At 56.6% G+C, this 26334-nt stretch carries 25 protein-coding genes and 1 tRNA gene; 14 read left to right on the top strand and 12 right to left on the bottom strand.

Going from position 1 to position 26334, the window contains the following annotated elements:
• Positions 1–29: 29 nt before the first annotated feature.
• Positions 30–515 carry an SsrA-binding protein SmpB gene (smpB, locus tag ACQZ51_RS04665; protein WP_448775525.1) on the bottom strand — a complete coding sequence of 162 codons (486 nt, stop codon included), beginning with the start codon at positions 513–515 and terminating at the stop codon, positions 30–32.
• Positions 516–621: 106 nt separating this feature from the next.
• Positions 622–1506 carry a 4-hydroxy-tetrahydrodipicolinate synthase gene (gene dapA, locus ACQZ51_RS04660; RefSeq protein WP_448775523.1) on the bottom strand — a complete coding sequence of 295 codons (885 nt, stop codon included), beginning with the start codon at positions 1504–1506 and terminating at the stop codon, positions 622–624.
• A 382-nt stretch (positions 1507–1888) separates the two neighbouring features.
• Here dapA and ACQZ51_RS04655 point away from each other — a divergent pair, with 382 nt between their 5' ends.
• Positions 1889–3964, top strand: coding sequence for a lytic transglycosylase domain-containing protein (locus ACQZ51_RS04655; protein ID WP_448775521.1), 2076 nt, complete (start codon positions 1889–1891; stop codon positions 3962–3964).
• 134 nt (positions 3965–4098) lie between these two features.
• Here the strand turns inward: ACQZ51_RS04655 and ACQZ51_RS04650 are convergent, their stop codons facing one another.
• Both ACQZ51_RS04650 and ACQZ51_RS04645 read right to left on the bottom strand, forming a co-directional pair.
• Positions 4099–5148 carry a porin gene (locus tag ACQZ51_RS04650; protein ID WP_448775520.1) on the bottom strand — a complete coding sequence of 350 codons (1050 nt, stop codon included), beginning with the start codon at positions 5146–5148 and terminating at the stop codon, positions 4099–4101.
• Between the two features lie 297 nt (positions 5149–5445).
• Positions 5446–6501 (bottom strand): porin, encoded by a 1056-nt coding sequence (locus ACQZ51_RS04645; protein ID WP_448775519.1) that lies wholly within the window; start codon positions 6499–6501, stop codon positions 5446–5448.
• Positions 6502–7010: 509 nt separating this feature from the next.
• On the opposite strand from ACQZ51_RS04645, the gene ACQZ51_RS04640 reads away from it, so the two are divergent.
• The 3 genes from ACQZ51_RS04640 to ACQZ51_RS04630 all read left to right on the top strand — a co-directional run bounded on the left by ACQZ51_RS04640 (position 7011) and on the right by ACQZ51_RS04630 (position 7808).
• Positions 7011–7101: transfer RNA gene (locus ACQZ51_RS04640), tRNA-Ser, on the top strand.
• Between the two features lie 105 nt (positions 7102–7206).
• Positions 7207–7557: a hypothetical protein gene (locus tag ACQZ51_RS04635; RefSeq protein ID WP_448775517.1), complete on the top strand. Its 351-nt coding sequence runs from the start codon at positions 7207–7209 to the stop codon at positions 7555–7557.
• A 74-nt stretch (positions 7558–7631) separates the two neighbouring features.
• On the top strand, positions 7632–7808 hold the full coding sequence (locus ACQZ51_RS04630; protein ID WP_448775515.1) for a hypothetical protein: 177 nt from the start codon (positions 7632–7634) through the stop codon (positions 7806–7808).
• 7 nt (positions 7809–7815) lie between these two features.
• Here ACQZ51_RS04630 and ACQZ51_RS04625 read toward each other — a convergent pair whose 3' ends face one another.
• Both ACQZ51_RS04625 and ACQZ51_RS04620 read right to left on the bottom strand, forming a co-directional pair.
• Positions 7816–8610 carry an aldolase/citrate lyase family protein gene (locus tag ACQZ51_RS04625; protein WP_448775513.1) on the bottom strand — a complete coding sequence of 265 codons (795 nt, stop codon included), beginning with the start codon at positions 8608–8610 and terminating at the stop codon, positions 7816–7818.
• An 11-nt stretch (positions 8611–8621) separates the two neighbouring features.
• Complete coding sequence (locus ACQZ51_RS04620; RefSeq protein WP_448775511.1) at positions 8622–9839, bottom strand: NAD(P)/FAD-dependent oxidoreductase; 1218 nt, start codon at positions 9837–9839, stop codon at positions 8622–8624.
• Positions 9840–10121: 282 nt separating this feature from the next.
• Here ACQZ51_RS04620 and ACQZ51_RS04615 point away from each other — a divergent pair, with 282 nt between their 5' ends.
• Positions 10122–10475 (top strand): hypothetical protein, encoded by a 354-nt coding sequence (locus ACQZ51_RS04615; protein ID WP_448775509.1) that lies wholly within the window; start codon positions 10122–10124, stop codon positions 10473–10475.
• A 131-nt stretch (positions 10476–10606) separates the two neighbouring features.
• On the top strand, positions 10607–11719 hold the full coding sequence (locus tag ACQZ51_RS04610) for a pyridoxal phosphate-dependent aminotransferase (RefSeq protein ID WP_448775508.1): 1113 nt from the start codon (positions 10607–10609) through the stop codon (positions 11717–11719).
• A gap of 204 nt (positions 11720–11923) precedes the next feature.
• Here the strand turns inward: ACQZ51_RS04610 and ACQZ51_RS04605 are convergent, their stop codons facing one another.
• Complete coding sequence (locus tag ACQZ51_RS04605) at positions 11924–12190, bottom strand: sel1 repeat family protein (protein WP_192063714.1); 267 nt, start codon at positions 12188–12190, stop codon at positions 11924–11926.
• Between the two features lie 498 nt (positions 12191–12688).
• Between ACQZ51_RS04605 and ACQZ51_RS04600 the strand changes: the two genes are divergently transcribed.
• Positions 12689–13027 carry a DUF2147 domain-containing protein gene (locus ACQZ51_RS04600; protein ID WP_448775507.1) on the top strand — a complete coding sequence of 113 codons (339 nt, stop codon included), beginning with the start codon at positions 12689–12691 and terminating at the stop codon, positions 13025–13027.
• Positions 13028–13101: 74 nt separating this feature from the next.
• On the opposite strand, the gene ACQZ51_RS04595 is transcribed toward ACQZ51_RS04600, so the two are convergent.
• Positions 13102–13338: a hypothetical protein gene (locus ACQZ51_RS04595; RefSeq protein WP_448775506.1), complete on the bottom strand. Its 237-nt coding sequence runs from the start codon at positions 13336–13338 to the stop codon at positions 13102–13104.
• A 191-nt stretch (positions 13339–13529) separates the two neighbouring features.
• Here ACQZ51_RS04595 and ACQZ51_RS04590 point away from each other — a divergent pair, with 191 nt between their 5' ends.
• From ACQZ51_RS04590 to amn, 3 genes are all read left to right on the top strand, one after another.
• On the top strand, positions 13530–14687 hold the full coding sequence (locus ACQZ51_RS04590) for an esterase (protein WP_448775505.1): 1158 nt from the start codon (positions 13530–13532) through the stop codon (positions 14685–14687).
• Positions 14688–14868: 181 nt separating this feature from the next.
• A complete protein-coding gene (locus ACQZ51_RS04585; RefSeq protein ID WP_155398867.1) occupies positions 14869–15060 on the top strand; it encodes a hypothetical protein in 192 nt (63 codons plus the stop codon).
• A 94-nt stretch (positions 15061–15154) separates the two neighbouring features.
• Positions 15155–16660, top strand: coding sequence for an AMP nucleosidase (amn, locus tag ACQZ51_RS04580; RefSeq protein ID WP_448775503.1), 1506 nt, complete (start codon positions 15155–15157; stop codon positions 16658–16660).
• 3 nt (positions 16661–16663) lie between these two features.
• On the opposite strand, the gene ACQZ51_RS04575 is transcribed toward amn, so the two are convergent.
• Positions 16664–17611, bottom strand: a complete 948-nt coding sequence (locus ACQZ51_RS04575; RefSeq protein ID WP_448775502.1) for a lysylphosphatidylglycerol synthase transmembrane domain-containing protein — start codon at positions 17609–17611, stop codon at positions 16664–16666.
• Between the two features lie 141 nt (positions 17612–17752).
• On the opposite strand from ACQZ51_RS04575, the gene ACQZ51_RS04570 reads away from it, so the two are divergent.
• Positions 17753–18727, top strand: a complete 975-nt coding sequence (locus ACQZ51_RS04570; RefSeq protein ID WP_448775500.1) for a glycosyltransferase family 2 protein — start codon at positions 17753–17755, stop codon at positions 18725–18727.
• A gap of 4 nt (positions 18728–18731) precedes the next feature.
• Positions 18732–20228: an ArnT family glycosyltransferase gene (locus ACQZ51_RS04565; protein WP_448775498.1), complete on the top strand. Its 1497-nt coding sequence runs from the start codon at positions 18732–18734 to the stop codon at positions 20226–20228.
• Positions 20229–20233: 5 nt separating this feature from the next.
• On the opposite strand, the gene ACQZ51_RS04560 is transcribed toward ACQZ51_RS04565, so the two are convergent.
• From ACQZ51_RS04560 to ACQZ51_RS04550, 3 genes are all read right to left on the bottom strand, one after another.
• Entirely contained in the window at positions 20234–20704 is a 471-nt protein-coding gene (locus tag ACQZ51_RS04560; RefSeq protein WP_448775496.1) for an OsmC family protein, read from the bottom strand.
• A 5-nt stretch (positions 20705–20709) separates the two neighbouring features.
• Positions 20710–22080: an aspartate aminotransferase family protein gene (locus tag ACQZ51_RS04555; protein ID WP_448775494.1), complete on the bottom strand. Its 1371-nt coding sequence runs from the start codon at positions 22078–22080 to the stop codon at positions 20710–20712.
• 111 nt (positions 22081–22191) lie between these two features.
• Entirely contained in the window at positions 22192–23103 is a 912-nt protein-coding gene (locus ACQZ51_RS04550; protein ID WP_448775493.1) for a diacylglycerol/lipid kinase family protein, read from the bottom strand.
• A 190-nt stretch (positions 23104–23293) separates the two neighbouring features.
• On the opposite strand from ACQZ51_RS04550, the gene ACQZ51_RS04545 reads away from it, so the two are divergent.
• Both ACQZ51_RS04545 and mgtE read left to right on the top strand, forming a co-directional pair.
• Positions 23294–24580, top strand: a complete 1287-nt coding sequence (locus tag ACQZ51_RS04545; protein WP_448775783.1) for an MFS transporter — start codon at positions 23294–23296, stop codon at positions 24578–24580.
• A 288-nt stretch (positions 24581–24868) separates the two neighbouring features.
• The gene (gene mgtE, locus ACQZ51_RS04540) at positions 24869–26242 is read left to right on the top strand and encodes a magnesium transporter (protein WP_448775491.1); all 1374 of its coding nucleotides are present in this window, start codon (positions 24869–24871) and stop codon (positions 26240–26242) included.
• Positions 26243–26334 lie beyond the last annotated feature (92 nt).

The raw sequence follows: 26334 nt of genomic DNA, 5'->3' as shown, positions 1-26334 counted from the left end.
AACCTCATTCATGAGGACGCTCTCGAAAATCAGTTTGCGCCGCTGCCCTTCAGGATACGTGATTTCTGGCGGTTCCAGTCACGTTCCTTCTCCGTCTCGCGCTTGTCGTGCAGCTTCTTGCCCTTGGCGATTGCCAGCTCAAGCTTCGCACGGCCCTTTTCGTTGAAATAGATTTTCAACGGCACAAGCGTCATGCCCTCGCGGTTAATGCCCACGCGCATGCGATTGATTTCGCGCTTTGACAAAAGCAGCTTACGATGACGGCGTGGCTCGTGATTAAAGCGGTTCGCCTGCAAATATTCCGGCAAATGCGAGTTGATGAGCCAGATTTCGTTGCCCTCATCCGATGCGTAGGACTCGGCAATGTTTGCCTTTCCCTCGCGCAGGGATTTGACCTCCGTGCCAGTCAGTACGATGCCAGCCTCGTAAGTATCGAGGATTTCATAATTGAACCGAGCCTTGCGGTTTTCCGCAACGATCTTGTTGACGACACGTTGACTGCCTTTGGGGGCCATTTCTCAATCCGTTTCATTCGCCCGCATTCATCTGCGGTCGGCCTTATGTAGTGATCAAACTGCCAAAAGTGAAGATGCGCTTTCAGCAGCGCACCTTCGTATGCCTTCAGTTGATCAAGCCTGCATGTTTCAGCGCCGCATCAATGGCCGCTTCCGTTGCTGGCTCCAGCGTATCCATCAGCGGTGAGCGGACCTTGCGATTTCCATCGCGGGTGCGCGACAGCGCGTATTTCGTGCCGCAAACACCCGGCTCAAGGAAGATCGCCCTGTGCAAGGGCATCAAACGATCCTGATACTCCAGCGCGAGCGCATAGTTACCGGCCATCGTCGCCGCCTGGAACTCGGCACACAGGCGCGGCGCAACATTGGCCGTTACCGAAATACAGCCAACTCCGCCATGAGCGTTAAAGCCCAGCGCCGTCCCGTCTTCACCAGAGAGCTGAACGAAATCCGGACCGCAGGTAATGCGCTGTTCAGATACGCGATCAAGCTTGCCTGTCGCATCCTTCACACCGATGATATTTTTATGTGCCTTGACCAGCGAGCCCATGGTTTCCGGTGTCATATCGACAACGGAACGGGGCGGAATGTTGTAGATGATGATCGGCAGTGTCACAGCTTCGGCAATCGCAGAGAAGTGCGCGAAAAGGCCCTTCTGCGTTGGCTTGTTGTAGTAAGGCGTCACCACCAGCAGCGCATCTGCGCCCACTTCCTGCGCATGCAGACCAAGCTCTATCGCTTCGCGCGTGTTGTTGGAGCCTGCGCCAGCAATGACCGGAACCCGTTTACCCGCTATTTCGACACACAGTTCAACGACGCGCTTATGCTCGTCATGGGACAGGGTTGGAGATTCCCCCGTGGTTCCGACAGGCACGAGGCCGTTGCTGCCTTCAGCAATCTGCCACTCCACATGGGCGGCAAACGCGGCTTCGTCCACGGCACCTTGCGCGGTGAACGGCGTAATGAGGGCGGGAATGGATCCCTTGAACATGCAAAACTCCTTGCGGCGAGCCAGTCCATGCTTCAGCCGCATTCCAAGATTAAAACGATATCACATTAGTGTGGGGTTAAGCGACCGACAAGCGCATAAAAGCGCCTTTTGGCTTTCAAATTGCAAATAGTTTCAAAGCCTCTGGCGATGATGCCCCCTCGTCATCATATGAAGTGGCAGATGCGCTAAACACCTTCGCTGACCGAAATTTGATCGCACCCGCAGGGTTGGATTAAGGTTCTGTTAATGCTGAAAGCACCTAATGGAAGGCATGAATTCGACAAGACGAAGAACCGAAGAACCAACCAATCCTTTTGCCGTGATCGGCGAGAGAAAACCCGCCGTGGCGCAAGCCCGCAGTTTCACGAAGACGAGTAGTGGAATGAAAAAAGCAGCTTTTGGCCTGATGGCCGCCGGTCTCGCGGCAACCGTTTGGAGCGCATGGGCGGGCCCTGCCCAAGAAGGTGCGCCTCTTCCCCTTCCCTATGTCAAACCGAATGCACCATCCATTACGCCATTTCCGCTTGCGTCACCCGAAGTGACTGGCTCCATTCCCCGTCCAAACGCACCTCTTGATGTTTCCGATCTGAAGTCGGGGCTCGATGCGCTATCACGCCGTGATGCGCTGCGCGCCATCTCGATCCGCGACGCTCTGCCCGCGACAAACATCGACCGCCATATTCTGACATGGGCGATTGCCGTTTCCGGCCAGAGAGACGTTTCCTCCAGCGAGATTGCTAAGGCGCAGACCGAGCTGAGTGGCTGGCCCGGCACCACCACATTCAGGGCCAATGCCGAACGCGCCATGTTGCGGGAGAGTCCGCCCTCCACCGAGATCATCAGCTATTTTGGCGTGAGTGCGCCCGAGACACCCGAAGGCTCGCTTGCACTGGCGCGCGCCTTGAACGCTACGGGCAACAGCACTCGAGCACAACAGCTCATCCAATCCCTGTGGATCAACGAGGGCATGGATACGACCCTTGAAGATCGCATCATCGCAGAGTTTCCCACATTCCTGTCCGCCGCCGAGCACAAGGCGCGGATGGATTATCTGATGTATCGCAGCCGGGTCAGCCAAGCCAAACGCTTTGGTGATCTGGGCAAGGCGCAGGATTTATACACGGCGTGGGCTGCCGTTTTGCAGAGAGGCAAAAACGCAACCGCAGCATTGAATGCCATCAAGGGCACCGCCCGCAACGACCCCGCCTTCCTGTTTGCGCGTATCGAACAGCTGCGTCATCAACAGAAATACGAGGATGCAGCAAAGCTTCTGGCGCAGGCGCCCAAGGATCCGGCAAAACTCGTCAATCCGGGCGAATGGTGGAATGAGCGTCGGATCGTGGCGCGTGGACTGGCCGATCTAGGCAAGTTTGCGCAAGCCTATGACATCGTCTCCCATCACACCGCCACATCACCCGTTGATATTGCCGATGCCGAGTTTCATGCGGGTTGGTATGCTTTGCGTGCCTTGCAGGATCCGACATCCGCGGCAAAGCATTTCACAGCCCTGCTCGACACCTCGAACCGCCCGCTTTCCGCTTCTCGAGCCTATTATTGGCTGGGCCGCGCCGCAGAAGCCGGAGGGCCGGGCAATGCAAGCGAGTATTTCAACAAGTCGGCTGCATTTCCAGGTACATTTTACGGGCAACTGGCCGCAGCGCGAATCGGCGCGACGACCATCAATGTCACCTACCCGTCGCCAAATGATGCCGACCGTCAGCACTTTGCAGCTCGCGAAGCCGTGCGCGCCATCGAACGGCTTGAAGCAGCAGGCTATAGCTGGCGGGCAGACAGCCTTTACCGCGCATTGGCCGAGCAGATCGATAGCCCCGGTGAACTGGCCATTCTCGCCACACGCGCAGAAAAGAACAACAACCATCAGGTTTCGCTTCAGATCGGCAAGACCGCCTTTGGGCGTGGGATCGATGCGGCTGCCCTTGCATATCCGCTCGGTGTCATTCCCGGCACTGCCAATATTTCCGGCTCCGGAATGGCGCTCGCCTATGCGATTGCCAGACAGGAAAGCGCGTTTAACCCCGCAGCCGTCTCACCGGCCAATGCTCGCGGGCTGCTTCAGCTCTTGCCGGGCACCGCGCAAGGCGTAGCCAGCCGCCACGGAATGGATTTCACGCAAGCGAAACTGACGACCGATGCTGGCTACAATGCAACGCTCGGTGCACATTATCTGGGAGAGCAGATAGACAGCTTCGGCGGATCATACATTCTGACCTTCATTGCCTATAATGCCGGCCCCAAGCGCGTGCCGGAATGGATCAACCGCTATGGCGATCCGCGAGGAAAACCTATCGATGAGGTGGTCGACTGGATAGAGCGGATCCCCTTCCCCGAAACCCGTAACTATGTGCAGCGGGTAATGGAAAACTACCAAGTTTACAAAACCCGCCTCGGCCAGAAAGCCGACATCGTCACTGACCTGCGAAACGGTCGCTCTGAGTAAGTCAAGAACCACGAGTATGACAAAAAGCGCCGATCCCTCGGCGCTTTTTTTTGCGTTCACGAACCCGACAGCTCAAAACGAAAAAGCCCGGCTGTAAAGCCGGGCTCTCCTGAATGACCTAAGGTCAAATCAGATTAGAAATCGCGCTGAAGGCGAACGAAGCCAGTAACCTGGTCGTCTGCATCATCTTCGTCGATGTAGTTAGCTGTAACCTTTGTCTTCAGGCCGTCTGTGATCTGGTAGTCAACAGTAACACCAGCTGTCCATGCGTCGTTGCTGGAGAAGTCAGCGTTAGCAGCTGGATCAGTGCCGAGAGGAGCAGAAAGGTTGCCGATATATTCAGCAGCTGGCGTAATCGTCAGCTTGTCTGTTGCCTTAATTGCGTATTCTGCTGCAACTGCCCATTCGGAAACGCCGTAGTAAGCGTTAACGCCGGAAGCCCAAACGCCGGACAGGCCAAGTGTGCCAGGTCCAACATCAGCAAAAATGATGCCGCGAACTGCACCGTCTTCGAGGTCGGTGTCATAGCTGCCGACGATCGTGGCAGTGACTGCGCCGAACTTCGCGCCAACTACGCCAGTAATACCAACGTTGTTGTCGTTTGTAGAGAATGTGCCTTCCAGTTCGTCAACAGACAGTGTCGCGTTGAACGAGCCAGCGTCGTATGTGTAACGAACAGAGTTGAACAGCGTGTTGGAAGACAGGATGTCTGTCTCGCCGTTCAGGTCGTTATCCCATTCGCTGTAAACCTTACCAACGGTCAAGCCGCCGATCGAGATGAACGCCTGGTCAACGAATACGCCGGAGCCGAGGTTGCTGGACGTTGCAGCCGTGCCACCGCCAACGCCGGAGTCAGCATTGCCACGGAATCCGATGAAGCCGCGCAGCGCACCAAGTTCTGTGTCTGTGCGTGTGTCAACTTCGAACTGAGCGCGTGTGAAAGAATCCCAGTCAGAAGTGTTAGAAGCGTCACGACCGAAGTTCGTCTGGAAACGAACATAACCGCCGAACTTAAGGCAAGTCTCAGTGCCAGGAATGTAGAAGAAGCCTGTGCCGAAAGCGTCGCAAACGCGAACGTATTCAAGTGCTTCTGGCTCAGCTGCGACGATTGCGTCTGCTGCCTGTGCGCCAGATACTGCTGCGAGAGCGGCAGCGGAGCCGATCAAAAGGCTCTTAATGTTCATGGTGACCTCCAAGTCAAATCAGAAGGAAACAGCGGGTGGGAATGTTGCTGTCCTTGGAGTGATTAAAGCCACAACAGCAGATTCGTGCAATCTGGAAAGGTTTCCATTAGCAATCACTATCAACCATTGCCGTAACGCTGTTGCAACTTCGTCACAACTTGGCCGCAGTGCCGCCGAACATTTAACAGGACCTTAACGTCAAACCATCCAGCCTCAACGAATGCCCTGCCCGAACTGAAAACGAAAAAGCCCGGCTCAAGAGCCGGGCTTTCCGTCACTAACCGAAGTCAGATCAGATTAGAACGTACGCTGAAGACGAACGAAGCCAGAGATCTGATCGTCATTAGCCTGGGCGCCTACGAAGTCAGAAGTGTCTTCGTAGTTAACCGAAACCATGCCGTACAGACCCTTGGTGATGTCGTACTTTGCAGCAACGCCAGCTTTCCACTTATCGCCACCAGAGAAGCCATCAGAATCGACCGCTTCAGCAGAGCCGTAATACTGGAAACCAGGAGTGATGGTCAGCTTGTCGGTAGCCTTCACAGCGTATTCAACGGCAACAGCCCATTCGGATTCGTTGTAATAGGCATTGAAACCAGACGCCCAAACACCAGCCAGACCAAGAGTACCTGGGCCGATTGCTGCAGTGAAGATACCGCGGATAGCGCCTTCTTCGCTGTCAACATCGTAACCGCCGAGAAGCGCACCCTTGACGCCACCGACTGTGAAGCTGGCGTTAGCAGCGATACCAACATTATTGTCGTCACCCGACAGCGTCGCGATTCCTTCGAGTTCGTCTACCGAGAGACCAACTGTGAAGGAGCCTGCATCGTAGTTGTAGCGAACAGAGTTGAAGAGAGCGTTGGAAGACAGCTCATCAACTTCACCAGAGAGACCATCATCCCACCAGCTGTAGAACTTACCGACCTTCAGGCCGCCGAGTTCGATGAAAGCCTGATCAACGAATACGCCGGAGCCGAGATTGCCAGACGTACCAGCAGTCGAGCTGCCGACGCCGGAGTCAGCATTGCCACGGAAGCCGATGAAGCCGCGCAGTGCGCCGAGCTCGGTGTCAGTCTTCGTGTCAACTTCGAACTGAGCGCGTGTGAACGAATCCCAGTCAGACGTGCCGGACTGGTTACGACCAAAGTTGGTCTGGAAACGAACGTAACCGCCGAACTTCAGGCAGGTTTCGGTGCCAGGAATGTAGAAGAAGCCTGTGCCGAAAGCGTCGCAAACGCGAACGTATTCGAGTGCTTCTGGCTCAGCTGCGACGATTGCGTCTGCAGCCTGTGCGCCAGATACTGCTGCAAGAGCTGCAGCGGAGCCGATCAAAAGGCTCTTAATGTTCATGTTGACCTCCAGTCAAGTTTCAAAAGGGTCTGGGTTCTTTAGCTGCAGAACAGCATTCCCTGCCCCAGTCCCGTGTTCTTGAAAACGGACGATCCACCGCCGCGCTTCCGTTGTTGAAAATACGTAAGCCCGCCGCGCTTGCAATCTCCATTACTGGTTATGACAGGTTTGCCCACCTGCTTCGTTTCAAAATGTTGCCAAAAGAACACAATCCGACCCACCGGGGATCGCAAAGGTTTATAAGACATTAAAAAAATGACTTTCGAATCTGACACTTATACTGCGCGGGATATTGCTGCTGCGACTCAGAGGGCATCTGGAATCGGCTAAAGGTATCTAGATGGCAACTCCTCGGACAGCGTTGATCCCGCTGCCACTGTCTTATCCTTGCTGATTCCTGCGCAGTACCGGTGCGCAGGTCAAAAAATGCGGGATGAAATGGCTCTTTTTCATCTCTTTATAGAAAAGGCCTTGCATTCATTTTTTTTACGCAATACTCAGGCGGCACCGGAGAGGTGGCCGAGTGGTCGAAGGCGCTCCCCTGCTAAGGGAGTATACGTCAAAAGCGTATCGTGGGTTCGAATCCCATCCTCTCCGCCATCAAACTGAAAATCCAAACATCTTCACACATCAATTCGCTGCACTGCGGAACGTTTTCCTTGATTGCCGCGTTATCACCTCGGAAACAGCAAGAGGTGATTTCAGATGGCTCAGTCCAAATTGAATGTTGTAGAAGACACAGTCGAGAATCAGATCGCAGAGCTTCGCTCGCAGATTTCGTCACTCTCCAAGTCGGTTTCGGCGCGCGCAGGTACATTTTCCAGCGAAGCGTCTGAATTTGCGGACGAAGCGCGCGGTCGCGTTCAGCGAGTCGCACAAACGGCCGCTCAGACTGTGCGCGCTCAGGGCCACAATGTGGTTGAAGCCGTGAAGGAAAACCCAGGTACTGCTACATCTGTGCTGACAGTCGTCGGCGCACTCGGCTTTGCACTTGGCTATTTCATTGCAAACGCTGAGAAAGACCACAAGAGCAGCAGCCTTTATCGCTGGCGCTAAGCTCTAGCTTAACTGTGATGGGGCAAGGAGAGCTTATCTCCTTGCCCATTTTTGTTTTTAACGGGACGTAAATCATGCATCTGACTGACGAAGTCGAAACAGCCCTGGTGGTGTTCGCACAGGAAAACAAAATCGATCGCGATGAAGCCATTCAGCGCGTGCTGCGAGACTGGCTTTTGCGCGAAGGGTTCCTGTTTTCTGGCGAACAGGGCATACCGCCGCACAAGCTGAATGCGAGCAACGACGACTGATCTACCGTCAGTAGGATGAAGGCTTTGCGGTTGCTCCACCTTTATATCGGCCGCAAAGAGATTTGAGCGCGCTTGAGAACTCCGTGACGTCAGCCCCGACCGCCACGAATGAGGCTCCAAGCTCCATGTAGCGCTTATTGTAGACCTCGTTGAAGGTCAGAATGCCAGCAGCCTTGCCTGACGCCACGATCTTGGAAATCGAAGCCTCTATAGCGTCCTGCACCTCGGGCTCGTCGATTCGCCCCATATAGCCCATGTCGGCTGCAAGGTCTGCGGGGCCTATGAAAACGCCATCGATTCCATCAACTTTCAGAATGTTGTCCAAATCGGCAATTGCTGCACGCGTTTCTGCCTGCACCAGCAGGCAAAGCCCGTCCGATGCTGTCTGCGCGTAATTATCAATCGTATTGAAACCTGAAGCCCTGGCTACAACAGCACCCATGCCGCGAATCCCGCGTGGCGGGTAATGCATGGCCGAAACAAGCGCTTCGGCCTCAGCCGCCGAATCAACCATCGGCACGAGCAATGTGCGCGCTCCGGCATCCAGCATCTGCTTGATGATCCAGCTTTCGCCAACGGGAATGCGCACCACCGGCTCGGCAGAAGATGTGGCAAGCGCCCGCAGCTGGTCAATGATACTGCGCAGATCGTTCGGCCCGTGCTCGCCATCGATAACAAGCCAGTCGAAACCCGCAGTACCGGCGATTTCAGCGGTGATGGCCTCAGCCATATCGAGCCACAGGCCGATTTGCGTCTTGCCTTGCTGAATGGCAGTCTTGAAGCGATTTTCTTTGGCCAGCATCGGCATTTCTCCTAGGCGAGCAGCAGTTTCAGGTCGGCAGAATGATCGCCAAGGATAGCGCGATCAGGCTCCCGGCCCAGATCGAGCAGTTTCTTACCGCTCACATAAGCCTTGGCATCATTAATGGCATCCACGGCGATGAAGCGGCCCTGGCGGAAATACCAGATGGAGTGGCTGCCTTCGCGCTGGCCGGGTCGCAAAACGGTCTCATCATAGCCTGCGTTGAAACCAGCGATCTGCAACTTCACATCATACTGGTCCGACCAGAACCATGGCTTTGGCTGGTAAGGCTTTTCATCGCCGGAAAGAACAAGAGCGGCAGCTTCAGCCTGATCGACGGCATTCTGGACCGATTCGAGCCGCACCTTCTCACCGTTCAATGGCAGAAGCGCGCAATCGCCCATGGCATGAATATCCGGGTCCGAGGTGCGGGTGAATTCATCGACGAGAATGCCATTTCCAATATCCAGAGCCGAATCGCGCGCCAGCCGGTCATTGGGCAGAACGCCGATGCCGACGATCACGAAATCCACATCCAGCGTGGAGCCGTCAGACAATTCGGCAGCACTAACGTGCCCATCGGTCCCGATCAGCCGCACAAGGCCGGTCTTTTCACGTATCGATACGCCGTGCGCCTCGTGAATATCGCGCATGATGGCGGCGGTCTGGCTGGATGCCACCCGCTGCAGGATGCGATCAGCCATTTCGATGAGAGTAACTTCGAGCCCCAGTTGCCGGGCCACCGCTGCGGCTTCCAGGCCGATATAGCCACCGCCGATGACCAGCAAGCGGCGTCCCGGCTTCATATCCTGCATCAGGCGGTCGGCGTCGCGCTTGTCTCGCACGGTCAACACACCGTCGAGATCGCCACCCACACCGGCAGGTAGGGTTCGCGGAGAGGAACCGGTGGCCAGTGCCAGCTTGTCATATTCAAGCGTGCTGCCATCCTGCATGCGCACGATCTTTGATACGCGGTCCACCTCCTCCACCCAGGTGGACAGGCGAATATCGACATTGTTTTCCGCAAACCATTCGGGGCCGCGAAATTGCAAGCGGTCGAAGGTCATATCCCCCATCAGATATTTTTTGGAAAGAGGTGGCCTCTGGTAAGGCAGAACATCTTCCGACCCGATGATCGTGATCGGTCTGTCATCCTTGAGAGCCCGCAGCTTGGCGGCAAGGGAAAATGCGGCTTGGCCCGCACCGACAATGACGAGTGTGCGCGACATCTGCTGCTCCATCAGTCCATGATATGCTGAAGGCGTAACGACAAGTACGTAGCGCGTCAACCCGCTTACGCTCGGCAGACCGGGCCGATCACCGGCGTCTTGAACAGTCTGGCGCAACCTAATGAGACTATAGACGTTTCAATCGATGATACCGGTTCGAAAAAACATGCCGCTGTGGCATAACGTGGCAGAAACGTTTCGTTTCTAACGTTTTCCTTCAGCTTTTGGCAATGAAACGAGCTTATTGTTAACATCAGGACAAGAGGCAATCGGGAGGTTGTCATGGCGCTAAACGTAAACATCAGAGCAAACGACGCCGTTCCACACGACCAGATGTATGAGAAGTTTCTGGTTGATCGTCCCGGGAAGATAACCTTCATCGGTCATCACCTCAGCGCGCGCAACACGATGCGCTGCCTCATCCGCAATATCTCGCTGTATGGCGCAGACCTTGAGGTCAGTCCACATCTGGATCTGCCGACCAACTTCTATCTGGAAGTGCTGGGCATACGCGATGAGATTGGCTGCACGCTGATCCGCCGCGAAGAGGAAAAGGCAACGATTGGCTTCAACATGCTGATCGATACCGAGTTTCTTCATCACGTTCGTCGCCTCAGTTTTGAAATGACGATGTGACGAAAGGCTGTTTTCCGTCCAGCGGGGAAAACCTATTAAAACTCAAGCAAATTCAATTGGCCTGCCTTGCGCGGGCCAATATTGATTCTATGCTGGTGCCGTCTCATTAACGGATAACGGAACCCTCTGAAATGTCCGCATTTTCCCGCTTCACATCGCTGTCTGCTACGCTTCCCGCATCGGTTCCATTCGTCGGGCCGGAGGCAATCGAGCGTAACCGCAAGCTTCTCGTCAAAGCGCGGATTGGAGCAAACGAAAGCGGCTTTGGGCCTGCGCCTTCTGTTCTCGAAGCCATGAAGCAGGCCGCATCCGAAACGTGGATGTATGCAGACCCTGAAAACTTTGAATTGCGCGAGGCGCTGGCCATTTATCACGGCATTTCGCGCGACAACATCGCCGTGGGCAACGGCGTGGATGGTCTGCTGGGCGAGATCGTGCGGCTGGTGGTGGAACCGGGCACGCCCGTCGTCACGTCCTTTGGCGGATATCCAACCTTCAACTATCACGTCAATGGCTATGGCGGTCGCCTGGTCACGACGCCCTATCTGGATGATCACGAGAATCTGGATGGCCTGCTGGATCTCGTCAAGAAAGAGAACGCACCCCTTGTCTACTTCGCCAACCCGGACAACCCCATGGGAAGCTGGTGGGAAGCGAGCGAAGTGCTGACATTTGCCAAGGCACTGCCGGAAAACTGTCTGCTGATTCTGGATGAAGCCTACTGCGAAACGGCACCGGAGAGCGCCATTCCCAGCGTTCGTGCCATGATCGGCATGCCCAATGTGCTGCGCATGCGCACCTTCTCCAAGGCATACGGTCTGGCAGGCGCACGCGTGGGTTATGCCATCGGCACGCTTGGCAATGCGCAGGCATTCGACAAGATCCGCAACCACTTCGGCATGCCCCGCGTCTCGGTCGCCGCCGCACTGGCTGCGCTGAAGGATCAGGTCTATCTGCGTGATGTGGTCAAACGCATCGCCAATGCGCGCGAACGCATCAGTGCCGTTGCGCGCGAGAATGGTCTGTCACCCCTGCCCTCTGCGACCAACTTCGTCACCATCGATTGCCGCCGCGACGGCGCCTATGCCAAGTCCATCGTAGATGGATTGATGGACCACGGCGTGTTCATCCGCATGCCGGGTGTAGAGCCACTCAACCGCTGCATTCGCGTCAGCGCCGGACCTGACAATATGATGGCTCTGTTTGCAGACGCCCTACCGAAGGTCTTGAAGGCACTCGGCTGAGTTGAACAACAAAAAACCGTGCCGGCCTTGTTTCTGCCGGTCACGGTTTATGATCTCGCGGTGTGGATCTGACCGCATGCCCATTCGGACTTATGATTGTTTGCCTGCCAGGACTGGAGGGAACTGGCAGGAAATATGGCGGTTCTGACCGCTCTGTCTTTTTGAATTTCAACGTTTCGTGTCAGTGCAAAACGCTTGCTGGCATCAGTGCGAGGTCATCCATGTGCGAGCCGCGCTGAGTGCGGCCGCAAGATCTGCTTTGCTCATGTTGCGGGCAAGATCGGCGCGCAGCGAGGCTGCTCTTTCCGAACCCTTGATCGCGGCAATGTTGAGCCATTTGTGGGCAGCAATGAGGTCCACCGGGCAACCCCGGCCTGTCGCGTAGATCAGGCCCAGATTGCAAAACACATCAGCGCGGCTTTGCCCACCGGCGACGGCCATTTCGATATCGCGAACTTCAAAGCGTGCCATTTTTCTATACCCTGTTTGCCCGTTAGCATTTTTGACGACAGCCCCTCTGTGGGAGCTTTACCGGTTGAGGCCTTACCGTCTTATGCGGCTTGTTCTGGCCTTTTCCGTCGGCAGGTTAGCCCTGCTCTTTCGATGTCCCCACTATGCCAAAGGGGCTTCAACGGGCGCTTAAAATCCATGATTAATAGGAGCCAAACAAAGTCCAAACGATTGGTAAAGTTGGGTTTTTGTTAAATATCACAAGCCCCGGAAATTAAGGATTATCGGTCCATTTTTACGAAAAGTTTACGGATGAAATTCAACTCTTCCGTAACCACGTTGGAAGCTGCGCTTTTTCCGGTCGGTATTTTCTCGACAAAAGTCCCGCAAAAAATCAACGGATTCACTGCTCCCTCGTATTTCCTTTTACGTTCACGTAAACTATAAATTTGCCTGTTGGAGTTGCGCGTGCCGAATGTCGCCCGTCGAATTCGCATGCAACTGGATTGGGAGGTCCATATGAAAAGAATGATGATCGTGGCTGTTGCCGCATTGCTGGTGGGTGGCAGCGCCATCGCCGCAGAATCCATCGAAGGCAACTGGAAGACAGCGAGCGGAGAAACCGCAGTTATCGCGCCCTGTGGTTCCGCTTTCTGCGTGACATTAAAGACTGGCAAGCATGCCGGAAAACAGATTGGTAAGATGAGCGGCGCCGGCAACAGCTATTCCGGCGAAATTACCGACCCTGCCAATGATAAGACCTATGCCGGTACGGGAACCGTTTCCGGCAAATCGCTGAGCATGAAGGGCTGCGTCCTGAAGATCCTGTGCAAATCACAGACCTGGTCGCGCCTCTAAGCCGCCTGCAGAAACTAAAAAAGGCGCCACAGCGGCGCCTTTTTGATTCGTGCTTCAACTTGAGCCTCAGACCATCAACGCCACTGGGTTCCGTCACCAGCCTGGCAGCCATAAGGCGGAAGCATATTGGCAAATGTTTCACGCAGCTTGTCGCAGCCCCATTTGTTGATCGGGCCTGGCATGCGGCTGTTCAACTCGATACCCACTTCGTTGTAGGGGCTTTCGGTATTGGTCACGTAGCCGTACCAGCGGTAGCCGAATATAGCCACGGCGGCGATCAGCACGATTGTAAGCAGTTTGATAATTTTCACTTGATGTCCTTGAGCATTGTCTGCGTCTTTCTCGCGCAGCACCAAGGCGGCACGGCGCGGAGCGACACTCCTAAAGCCTTTCGAGCGCCAATGGAAACCAGTTTCCTCAATATCCTCATATGGTTGAAAGCGACCGCCGTATCTGTCACTCTCGGCTGGGGGATGGTTTTTATGACTTGGAGGAAATTTTCATGCGTTTGTTTCTACCGTGCATCGTTCTGGCAGGCTGCATCATGAGTGTGCCCGCTCTCGCATTGGAGCCGCCTGCCGCACCCCCGGCAACCCGGCCCTTGAATGAGTTCGTGACGGGCGTCGAGAAGGACGGAGCCATCACATTCCGTTTGTTTGCACCATCGGCAAAAGCCGTCTCAGTCGTGCTTGGGACCAACGCTCCGCTGGAGATGAAGCGTGCCGAAAATGGCGTCTGGAGTGCGAAAAGCGATGTGCTGAAGCCCAATCTCTATGAATATTACTTCAACATCGATGGTTTTCGCAGCATCGATACCGGCACCAACTATCCAAAGCCACAGCGGCAGGTGAACACCAGCCTGATTCTCGTTCCCGGCAGCATTGTCGATGTGCGGGACGTTCCACACGGCGAGTTGCGGTTGGTGACCATCCCGTCAAAGGCGCTGAAATCACAACGCGCGACCTATGTTTACACGCCGCCGGGCTATAGCGACGCATCCGAGCCGTTGCCGGTCATGTATCTGTATCACGGCTTTGGCGACACGGTTGCCTCGTGGGTCACACAGGGCCGCGCGCCAGAGATTCTCGATAATCTCCTTGCCGAGAAAAAAATCGCGCCGATGATTGTCGTCATTCCCGATACGGAAGCCGACATTCCGGAAGCAATCGCCGAAAACTTCCCCGGTGCAGATCGTCGCAGAGACTTCTACCCCATCAATGCCGATGCGGTTGACCGGGAACTGGTGGAAGACCTCATTCCCTATATGAAAAAGCATTACAAGGTGCGTGATGATGCCGATGGCCGCGCCGTTGTGGGTCTCTCGCAGGGCGGCTATCAGGCTCTGGTTTCAGGCCTTTCCCACCTCGGCACCTTTGGCTGGATCGCCAATTTCAGCGGCGTATCCACCACCACGGTTCCCAACAAGGCCGTGGATGCCACGCTGAACGAGCCGGAGAAAATCAACAAAGCTCTGCGCAACTTCACCGTCACGGTCGGCACCAAGGACGTTGTGACAGGCAAGGATATTGCCGGGCTGAAAGCCATATTGGACGAGAAGAAAATCGCCCATGACTATGTCGAGTATAAAGACCTCGGCCACGAAATGGACGTCTGGCGCCCATCCTTTGCGGCGTTTCTGGAGAAAGTGTTCAAGAAGTAGGTCCTGACGTCCTCCGCCGCTTTATTCCAGATGAGGCGGCGGAAGGATGAACGGCAACGTGTGCGATGGACCATCCCCCCCGCACTCCCCCTGTTAAACACCCTGAATGCCACATGAACCCTACCCTCAGGGTTGGTTCAGTCCCAGCATGGCAATCTCTCGTTCAACAGGAGGGAAGACCATGACGAGAAGGGGAATGGACATGACGATTCTGGTTCGGCGTTTTACGATCATCGTGTTGTTGATGGCGATTTTTGCCATGTCTTTCGCGGCTCTGGTGGTCAATCCTAACAGGAGCTTCCAGCGCGTGAATGTGGGCGCTTCGATTGCCTGCCAGCACAGCCTTTCCAACCATTGCTCGGTGACACTCTAGCGAAGGCGCGTGCCGGCTGAATTTTTCCCGCGTATTTTTGAAACGCACATATTTCTGTCGCTTGCCTGTCGAAATTGGCTCTCTATAATGGGCCATGACAATAGCAAAGCACACCATCTCGCACCTCGCTTTCATCACGCCCGAGCCCTTCGCGCCCCGGACTTTTACTGATCCGGCCGCGGCGGTAGATGCCTTGACCGCGCTTTATGAGCGCAACACCGAATTCCTCATCAAGTCCTTCACTGATCTGGCGCAGGGCGCCCCGATTACGGGCCGCTACCGCGCTTGTTATCCGCAGGTCAGCATCGAAACATCCAGCTTCGGCCATGTCGATTCGCGGTTGTCCTACGGCCACGTCACATCACCCGGCGTCTACACGACGACGATTACCCGCCCCAAGCTGTTTCGCCATTACCTGAAAGAGCAGTTGGGCCTGTTGATCAAGAACCACAGCGTTCACGTCACCATCGCCGAATCATCCACACCCATCCCACTGCATTTTGCCTTTGGCGAAGGCGCTTTCGTGGAAGCGTCGGCGGCGTCCTCGCTCGCCGATGTTCCGTTGCGTGATCTGTTCGATACGCCTGACCTCAACAATACCGACGATCTGATTGCGAACGGCGAATATGATCAGGTTCCGGGCGAGCCCGCGCCGCTTGCTCCGTTTACAGCGCAGCGCATCGATTATTCGCTGGCGCGGCTCAGCCATTACACGGCCACCAGCGCCAATCATTTCCAGAATTTCGTTCTTTTCACCAACTATCAGTTCTACATCGATGAGTTCGCCTCTTGGGCGCGCAAGATCATGGCCGATGGTGGTGATGGCTATACGGAGTTCGTGGAGCCCGGCAACATCGTCACGCTAGCCGGTTCGGACCGCCCGACAACCGATATGACGCTGGGGCGTCTGCCGCAGATGCCAGCCTATCACCTGAAGAAAAAGGGCCATGCGGGCATCACGCTGGTCAATATCGGCGTCGGCCCTTCCAATGCCAAGACGATCACGGACCACATTGCCGTGCTGCGTCCCCATGCGTGGCTGATGGTCGGCCACTGCGCAGGCCTTCGCAACAGCCAGCGTCTGGGCGATTACGTTCTGGCCCACGCCTATATGCGTGAAGACCACGTTCTAGATGACGACCTGCCCGTCTGGGTGCCGATCCCGGCTCTGGCCGAGGTGCAAATGGCGCTAGAAGGTGCGGTTGCCGAAGTCACCGGTTATGAGGGCTTCGAGTTGAAGCGCATCATGCGCACCGGCACCGTTGCCACCATCGATAACCGCAACTGGGAACTTCGCGATCAGGCTGGCCCCGTCAAGCGCCTGTCACAGGCACGCGCCATTGCACTGGATATGGAATCGGCCACCATCGCGGCCAATGGCTTCCGCTTTCGCGTCCCATACGGCACCCTTCTCTGCGTCTCAGACAAGCCTTTGCATGGGGAACTGAAGCTGCCCGGCATGGCAACAGAGTTTTACAAGACGCAGGTGTCTCAGCATTTGCAAATCGGCATCCGTGCCGTGCAGAAACTGGCTGCCATGCCGACGGAAACCCTGCATTCGCGCAAATTGAGAAGCTTCTACGAAACGGCGTTTCAATAGGCCTCAGCTCTGGCGCAGCCTTTTCACGGGCACAAAAAGCGCCAGAGTTGTTCCCACCAGCGATGAGACAATGACCAGCAGGTGAACATTGACGGCGGCCTGGGCAAGCGAAGACAGCAAGCCCTCGCCCGCTTTCGCGCCAAACCCAACGGCACCTGCCGTTATTCCCGCCGGATAGGTGCCAATACCACCCGGGGCATGGAGCGGCAGCACTGACGAAAGCTCGCCGCCCAGCGCGCCGCCGAAGCCTGCGGTCAGCGAGATGTTGCCCATCAGCATAAGCACCCAGGCAAGCACTGCAATTTTGACGAACCAGTTGACCAGCGTCATGCCCCAAGCCCGCATAAAAGCGCTGATATCGGCTGGAAGGCCTGCCTCTATCTCGCCGACGATTTTTGAAATTTTGGGCGACGACACGCGCCCGATCATGCGAAAGAGCGGCGCGCGAGTGGCAAAGCCCAGAACCGGCAGCAATAGAAAACCAACCCAAGCGAGCCACAGCAAGCCGTTGCTTTTTTCCACTGCTAACCCGACACCGGCCGCCGCCAGCAAAGCGTGAAGATCAAACAGGCGCATCACGAAAAGTGCCGATGTGCCTCGCACGAGATGAACGCCGAATTCCTTCTTCATCAGCAGGGGAAAACTGGTCTCTCCAGACCGGAAGGGCAGCATGATGTTGAGGAGATTGTGGATCTGCACCACGCGAAACAGCGGGGCAAAACGCCCGGCGGTTTCATGCCGAAAGTAATCATAGATGCGCCAGGTTCGCAGCACGTAGGTGCCGACCAGAAGCACAAGCGCTAGCGCCATGGCGCCAAAGCCTGCATGTTGCCAGAGCGTCAGCACGCTTGCCCATCCCCACGTCCAGTGAATGAAGGCTGCATAGGCGGCAACCACAAGAATGGTGCCGAGCGTCATCGCGTTGCGGGTAAGCCACGCCGTCCGTTTCATTTTGCCCGGATTCCCTGTCAAACTACGGCCTTATCTGGACAACTAACAAGCAGCATCCTATCCGCCTCATAAGCATATGATCGAAGCCTTACAGGAGAAACCTCGGTGCCGACACCAACTTCCATGAGCCATGAGGTTTCAATGGACAATACACCGGACCTATCGCTTGTCGTTCCGATTTTCAACGAGGAAGACAGTGTCGGCCCATTGATCGAACGCGTTGCAGAGTCGATGCTGTCGTACCAAGCCGGTTGGGAACTCATTCTGGTGGATGATGGCAGCACGGATGCGACCATCGCCAACGCCAGGGCTTACCTTTCGCGCGCGGGCCTTAATCTGAAGATCGTTGCGCTACAGCGCAATTTTGGCCAGACAGCGGCCATGCAGGCTGGCATCGACGCGGCCAAAGGCCGCCTGATCGCAACGCTCGACGGCGACCTTCAGAACGACCCCAAGGACATTCCGATGATGGTCTCGGAACTGGAGCGCCGAGAACTCGACCTTCTGGTCGGATGGCGCAAGAACCGGCAGGACGGTCTCTTCCTGCGCAAGGTTCCGTCGTGGATTGCCAACCGGTTGATCGGCAAGATCACCGGTGTGCGCCTTCATGACTATGGATGCAGCCTCAAGATTTATCGCTCATCCGTCATCAAGCAGGTGAAGCTGATGGGCGAAATGCACCGCTTCATCCCGGCCTGGGTGGCGGGCGTTGTGCCCAGCACCCGCATTGGCGAAATGGCGGTCACCCACCACGCCCGCCAGTTCGGCGCATCGAAATACGGCATTTCCAGAACGTTCCGCGTCATTCTCGATCTGCTGTCCGTCATGTTCTTCATGCGCTACAAGGCGCGTCCGGGCCACTTCTTCGGCTCGCTGGGTCTTGGCCTTGGCGCGTTTGCGGCGCTCATTCTGCTCTATCTCTTCGTCGACAAATTCATTTTCGGCAATGATATCGGCACGCGGCCAATGCTGATGGTCGGCGTCGTCCTGCTTCTGTCATCGGTGCAGATGATTACCACAGGCATTCTCTCAGAGATGATTGCGCGCCTCTACTATCGCGACGAACAGACACCCAACTACATTGTCGGCAAGACCTACACCTCAGAAGAGACCTGACACCATGCGTAAGGCGCTTTCCCGCAATCCAGACGTAGTTTTGATGCTGATTGCGGGATACTTCCTGTTCGCGATCCTATCCAGGATCATACGCTCGCCCGGGCTTGAAGTTGATGAAGCGCAACAAGCCATTCTCTCCCAGTTCCTGCTTCTGGGTTATGGCTCTCAGCCCCCGGTCTATAGCTGGCTGCAATATGGCGTGAATACCGTCCTCAGCCCGTCGATTGCGTCGCTGAGCGTGCTGAAGAACGGTCTTCTGTTTCTCTGTTGTCTGTTTTTCTGGCTCACCGCACGCCTGCTCATCCGCGAGAAGGCACTGGTGAATGTGGCGACACTCGGCGTGCTGACTTTGCCCACCGTCTTCGTTATGTCGCAACGCGATCTTACCCACACGGTGCTGGCGCTTTTTGCGGTGTCGCTGTTTGTCTATGTCCTGTTCAGCACGCTGAAGAGGCCCTCAGCGCTGGGCTATATTCTGACCGGCCTCGTCATCGGCCTCGGCGCTGTGTCGAAATACAATTTCGTCGTCATTCCCTTGGCCACAATCATCGCGATCGCGCTTGAGAAAGATCTGCGGGATCGGCTGCTGGACTGGCGGCTGCTGATGACTGCCGCTGCCGCTCTCATCGTCGTCACGCCCCACTTCCTGTGGGTGCTCGACCATCTCGATCTCGCGACAGCTCAAACCACCAGCGAAATGCGTGAGGGTGCAGAACATGCCACCTTCCACGGGTTGAGCGGCATGCTCGAACTGATATTGGCCTTCGTGAAAGGCCTCGCCTTGACCACAGCCATATTGGCGGCGCTGTTTTTCAAGGACATCAAGGCAATCCTGCGCGCTTCCGACCAATCCACCCGCATCATCGGGCGGATCATGCTGTTTTCGTTCCTGTGCCTGCTGCTGATCGTGTTGTATATGGGCGCCACGCATGTTCGCCAGAAATGGGTCACCGTCTATCTGCTGCTGTGGCCACTCTATCTCTGTCTCAAGGTGCAGGCCGCCGGTGTTCTGGCCGATCGCAGGCTGCCCTCCATGCTGGCAGTCACATCCGTGCTCACAGTCGGCTTCGTTCTGGTTCTCCTCGGCCGTGGGGTGGTCGCCCCCTATTTTGAGCGGTACTCATTGGTCCACAGACCGTACCACAGCTTCGCGGAGCTGCTCAGGAGCGATGGGCACCCGGAGCCGCAATATATCGTGGCCATCGGTGGCATAGTGGGCGGCAATCTGAAAATACAGTTCCCCAATTCCACTGTCTTCGTTGGCGACCGAGACGTGGAGCCCGTCCCAACCTCCTGGCCAGCAGGTTCTGTAGTATTGTTGGCAGGCGACAGCGCAGAGGCCGCGATGCAGCACGACCCGGCGGATGTGCTGGCAGCACTCGCCGAGCGAACATCATTGCCGATCCCGACAGACGTTACCCGCATCGACGTGCCCTATGCGACGGCGTCCGAAAAGCGGCATACCTTTTATTATACCTGGGAAACCATCCCCCAACGGTAATGGCTTCAGGCAGACCTGATCTGCGGCTCGACACGAACCGGAAACTTGACAGAGTTGGCGATGAAACAGTGTTCGTGGGCATCTTCATGCAGCTCACGCGCCGTCTCCAGATCTCCCTTGGAAACGGTGACGATTGGCCTCAGGACCACTTCGCTGAAATGACCCGCGCCGCCTCGCGCCAGCTTCATGGTGCCTTCTGGCTCATCCACATACTCGCTGACAACCACGCCAGATACCGCACAGAAATGCAGATACCAGAGCTTGTGACAGGCCGAAACCGAGGCCAGCAGAAGCTCCTCCGGGTTCCACCGCGAGTCATCACCCAGAAAGACCGGATCGGCAGATGCCGCGATATCATGCTTGCCTTCGGCCGAAATCACGTGCGAGCGATCATATTCGCGGTAGCCGGAGGTGCCGGTTCCGCGGTTGCCTGACCATGTGATCCGAACCTTGTAGTGATGTTCACTCTCTGCCATGCCGTTCAAGCTCCCTGCTTGTCGCGCAAGTGATCCAGTCCCTTGCGAAGGATTGATATGATCTGATCGACCTCGGACCGGCTGATGGTCAAAGCCGGAGAGGCCAGCATGCGATCGCCCGTGGCGCGCATCACCAGCCCGTTTTCCAGGCAGTGGTTGCGCACCAGCGTGCCGATTTCGTCCGGCTTTTCGAAACGCTTTCGCGTTGCCTTGTCCACGGTCAGTTGCAGTCCGCCGATAAGACCGACATTGACGGCTTCACCCACCATCTCGTGGTCGAGCAAGCTTTGCCAGCCCTGCCGGAAATACGGACCGATATCGTCACGCACGCGCTCCACCAGTCCCTCCTCCTCGATGATGCGCAAGTTTTCAAGTGCGGCCGCAGCACAGACAGGATGCCCGGAATAGGTAAAGCCATGGTTGAAATCACCCACCTTGGTCAACATGACCTCGGCCACACGGTCCGATACCAGCACGCCACCGATGGGCAGGTATCCCGACGATAGTCCCTTGGCGACGGGAGCCAGATCTGGCTCGTAGCCGAAATGCTGGTAGCCGAACCACGAGCCTAGCCGGCCAAAACCGCAAATGACCTCGTCAGATACCAACAGAATGTTGCGCGCCTTGCAGATGCGGGCAATTTCCGGCCAATAGGTCTCAGGCGGCACGATGACCCCGCCCGCGCCTTGAATGGGTTCAGCGACGAAGGCCGCGACGTTTTCCTCGCCCAGTTCATCGATCCGGGCCTCCAGCTCGCGTGCAACTTTCAAGCCGAATTCGTCAGGTGAAAGATCGCCGCCCTCGGCATACCAATAGGGCTGGGCGATATGGGACACGCCTTCGATGGGCAGGTTGCCCTGCTCGTGCATCGAGGTCATGCCACCCAGCGATGCGCCCGCGACCGTTGATCCGTGATAGCCATTGCGGCGAGCGATGACATGCGTTTTCGTGGGGTGCCCCAGCGCCTTCCAGTACACCCGCGCCATGCGAAACCAGGTGTCGGTGGCCTCGGAGCCGGAATTGGTGAAGAACACGTGGTTCATATGCGGCCCGGCACGGGCCACGATCTTTTGCGCCAGAAGCGTTGCTGGCGGCGTCGTGGTGCCGAAGAAGGCGTTGTAATAGGGCAGCTCGTTCATCTGCCGGAGAACGGCATCGGCAATCTCACGACGGCCATAGCCAATGTTGACGCACCACAGACCGGCAAAGGCATCCAGATATTTTTTGCCGGTGCTGTCATAGATGAAAACACCTTCCGCCCGCTCGATGATGCGGGTGCCGGAAGCGTTCAGCTTTCCCATGTCTGAAAAGGGATGCAGGTGGTGGGCGGCGTCGATGGCGGCTAGGTTGGAAATCGTCCTGGCAGTATCATTCATCGCAATGCTCGCTCCTATTGTCCTCTCAGAGGATTAACATGGCGCGCATGCTTTGCAAGGGCATCCGCTCACGACACGGAAGTCGAGTGCTTATGCGATATTCATGTGAATTCAGAGACTTGCGTAATCTTTTGCGACAATGACCTTCAGTTCACCGGCGTGAATTTTCAGCATCACGTCCCGCTCCATCGGTAGCAGTTCGCCATCGATAACACACCGCACGTCCTTGCGGCGCTTGGGGAAATGCAGCTCAGCTTCGGTCACCGTCATAGCAGTTACGGCAGCGTTTTCCTTCAGCTTGCCGCGCATTATATCAATGGCAAGGCGTGCCACGCCCGATGGCGTCAAAGCGTCGGCGATGTACAGCCCAAGCCTGCCCCGGGTTATATTATCAGCCACCAGCAAAGGGCTCGGGCCAAACTCATTATTGGATGCAGAGATGGCGCAGACGCGCTGGTTCTTCGTCTCCCCCTCGACCGTATATTCCATATCGAACACAGGTGGATTAAAGACGACGCCAACGGCGGCACGCACATTGGCGCGGATTTTGCCCAAGCGCGATGCATATTCCATTCTGTCGCGGTATCTCACCATGCGCGCATGCAGACCTGCGGAAAACTGGTGCACGAAAGGCCGTCCGTTGGCGCTGGCAATATCGACATTGTAAACGTGGCCCTGCGCCAGCGTATCCACTGCCTGCCAGATATCGAGCGGCAATTGCAGCGAGCGGGCAAAAAGATTCATGGTACCAGCGGGAACGACGCCAAGAGCGATGCCGTGTTTCCAGGCGATGCCGGCCGCAGCGGAAATGGTGCCATCGCCACCACCGGCAATCAGGCCATCCAGCCCCTTGTCGTCGGCTGTGCGTTCCATTTCCGCGACAATGTCTTTGCCCGAGACCGTACGGCATTTGATTTCATGCCCGGCATTCTGGAACACCGTTCGCGCATGGTCGCAATAGGCATCCATATCAGTGGTTTTGAAGGTTCCGCCATCGCGGTTAAAAATCGCCACCAGCTTCATATGCTTATCCAGCCCCCGTTACGCGCAGCCTTAATGGAACTGCGCCCATTCAGTTCCGTACACATTTCGCGTGATGCAACTATTTTGCCGAATCAAATACTACCGCAGTGCACAACTTTATGGTATGCGAGCAGATAAGGTCATTTTGGTGGCCGCCAAACTCCAGTCAGGGCAGGCCGAGACCCCGGCCTTGCCCTTTTTTTTGCCTACCTCCGTCACAGAAGCCATGACCCAGACACGCTCTTCGCAGATCCGCTCAGACGTGGCAGTAGAACCTGTTGCGCCGCCATCGCCCACGGCACTCACACCTCTTTCCATCGCCCTTATCGAACTGGCGCTTGCCGCCGGTGGGTTCGGCATCGGCACTGGTGAATTTGCCATTATGGGTCTCTTGCCGGATGTGGCGACGACATACGGCGTCACCGTTCCGCAGGCGGGCTATGTGATCGCGGCCTATGCAATCGGTGTCGTCATCGGCGCGCCCATCATTGCCGTGCTTGCGGCACGCATGACACGGCGTGCGCTGCTGCTGTCTTTGATGAGCCTGTTTGCAATTGGCAATATTCTGAGCGCAATCGCGCCTGATTTCCTGACATTCACGATATTGCGCTTCATCACCGGCTTGCCGCACGGTGCCTATTTTGGCGTGGCGGCGCTAGTTGCCGCATCCATGGCACCCATCCACAAGCGCGCCCGCGCCGTAGGCCGCGTCATGCTGGGGCTGACAATCGCCACACTTCTCGGCACGCCTTTGGCCACCTTCTTCGGCCAGCTGTTCTCTTGGCGGGCAGCTTTCCTGATGGTCGGCGGCATTGCGGTGCTGACGGTTGCGCTGCTCTGGCTTTTCCAGCCGCGTGACAAGGTGCAGGAAGGTGCCAGCATCTGGCGTGAACTGGGCGCTTTCAAGCGTGGCCAGGTGTGGCTATCGCTGGCCGTAGCTTCGGTCGGTTTCGGCGGCATGTTTGCGGTGTTCAGCTATATTGCCAAAACCACAACCGATGTCGCCATGATGCCGGTAGCTTCCGTGCCGTTGGTCCTCGCGCTATTCGGCATCGGCATGAATGTCGGCAATGTCGTCGGATCACGTCTGGCTGATCTCTCGCTAAACGGCACGATTGGCGGCATGCTGGCGGCGAATGTAGTGCTGATGGCACTGTTCGGGCTGACTGCCCACAATCCCTACATGCTGTGCCTCTGCGTCTTTCTCATAGGCTGCGGCTTTGCAGCCTGCCCCGCCGTGCAGACGCGCCTCATGGATGTTGCAGCGGATGCGCAAACACTGGCCGCCGCCTCCAACCATTCCGCCTTCAACATTGCCAACGCGCTTGGCGCATGGCTGGGCGGCCTCGCCATTGCCATGGGGTACGGCTACGCCTCGACAGGCTATATCGGCGCCGTCCTGTCCTTTGCAGGCCTCATCGTTTTCGGCATAGCCGTGGCGCTGGAACGGCGCGAGAAGACCGCTCTCAAGGTCTGATTTCGAGGCACCCGGACAAGACCCGTGGCGGTCGTTTGGGCCGCCGGTTTACCTTGCCAAAATTTCATATTTGGCCTGCTTGACTCGCCCTGTTTTCGGGCGCATTTGCTTGGATACGCGCAGGCCAAACCACGGTCTGGCGCAGATTTTCACGGAGCATCATTCGATGTCTAGCGACAGTAGTAGTCGATTGCCTTTGCCGAACACGGCGATGCGTGCACTGATCTGACACCTGTCGGCTCACCACGTTCCGCCGTGATTGGCGGATCGACTGGAAGGTGAGCAATCATGAACTTTCAAAACCTCTCCCAGAGAGCCAGCAAAGCTGCACGCATTCTGCGCGCCGGCAGCATTGGCCCAACCACCATTGCAGAACGGGTCGACCATCTCAACACGCTCGACTTGGACGACGCCGTCGACGCTCTGCTGAAAATGCCGCAGCCAAAGGCCGTTGCCGTTCTGGATCGTCCCGAACTGCACAGAGCTTCCGATATCCTTGCGCTTATTCCGCTGGATCGGGCCGTTCCACTCGTCAATCTGATGTCGGATGACCGCGTGGCAGACGTGATGGCCGATATGGACGACGAGCCACGCGCAAAGCTGTTTGCCCGGCTTGACCGCGCAACTGCCACCGCCATCCAGCACCTGATGACCTATCCGCCCCGCACGGCTGGCTCCATGATGACGACGGAGTTCGTCAGTGTGCCCGACCGCTGGACGGTGGAAAAAACCCTTGCGCATATCCGCATCGTCGAGCGGTCCCGCGAAACGGTTTATGCCATCTATGTGCTGACCGAAAATGGCACCCTGGCCAATGTTGTCACCCTGCGCCGCCTCGTGACCGGCGAACCCTCGGCCTCCATCCTCTCCGTCGCATCCAAGGAAGGCATTACCTATGCCGACCCGCTGATGTCGCAGGAGGATGTCGCCCGCCTCATCCGCAAGCATGACCTTCTGGCCATTCCCGTTGTCGATGAGCACGACCATATTCTGGGCATCGTTACGGTGGATGACGTGATCGACACCATGATCGCCGATACCACCGAAGATGCGCATAAATTCGGCGGCATGGAAGCTCTGGGTAAGCCATACATGACGATGGGCTTTCTCGACATGATCCGCAAACGCGCCGGTTGGCTTTCCGCCCTGTTCCTCGGAGAAATGCTGACGGCCAGCGCCATGCAGCATTTTGAGGGAGAGCTGGAAAAAGCCGTTGTGCTGACGCTGTTCATCCCGCTCATCATGTCCTCAGGCGGCAATTCCGGCTCGCAAGCCACATCGCTCATCATACGGGCGCTGGCGCTGGGCGAACTGAAACTGTCCGACTGGTGGCGGGTGCTGCTGCGTGAACTGCCAACGGGCCTCACGCTCGGCGCCATCCTCGGCGCCATCGGCTTCCTGCGGCTCACCGTGTGGCAACAGGCTGGCTTTTATGATTACGGCGAACACTGGCTGCTGGTCGGCTTCACAGTCTTCAGCGCGCTGGTCGGCATCGTCACCTTCGGCTCGATCACGGGCTCCATGCTGCCCTTCCTCCTCCAGCGCCTGCGCCTCGACCCCGCCTCAGCCTCGGCCCCATTTGTAGCGACGCTGGTCGATGTCACCGGTCTGGTGATCTACTTCTCGGTGGCACTGCTGATCTTGAGCGGGACGTTGCTTTAGGCCACACTCAAGTCCTCCGGTCGCGTCCATAACGCGACCGGAAACGAAATCTACCAAACATGCTTGCCAAATTTATATAATTTTTTGTATAG

The organism is Agrobacterium sp. CG674 (assembly GCF_053521645.1).
This window is presented reverse-complemented; position numbering and strand designations above follow the sequence as displayed.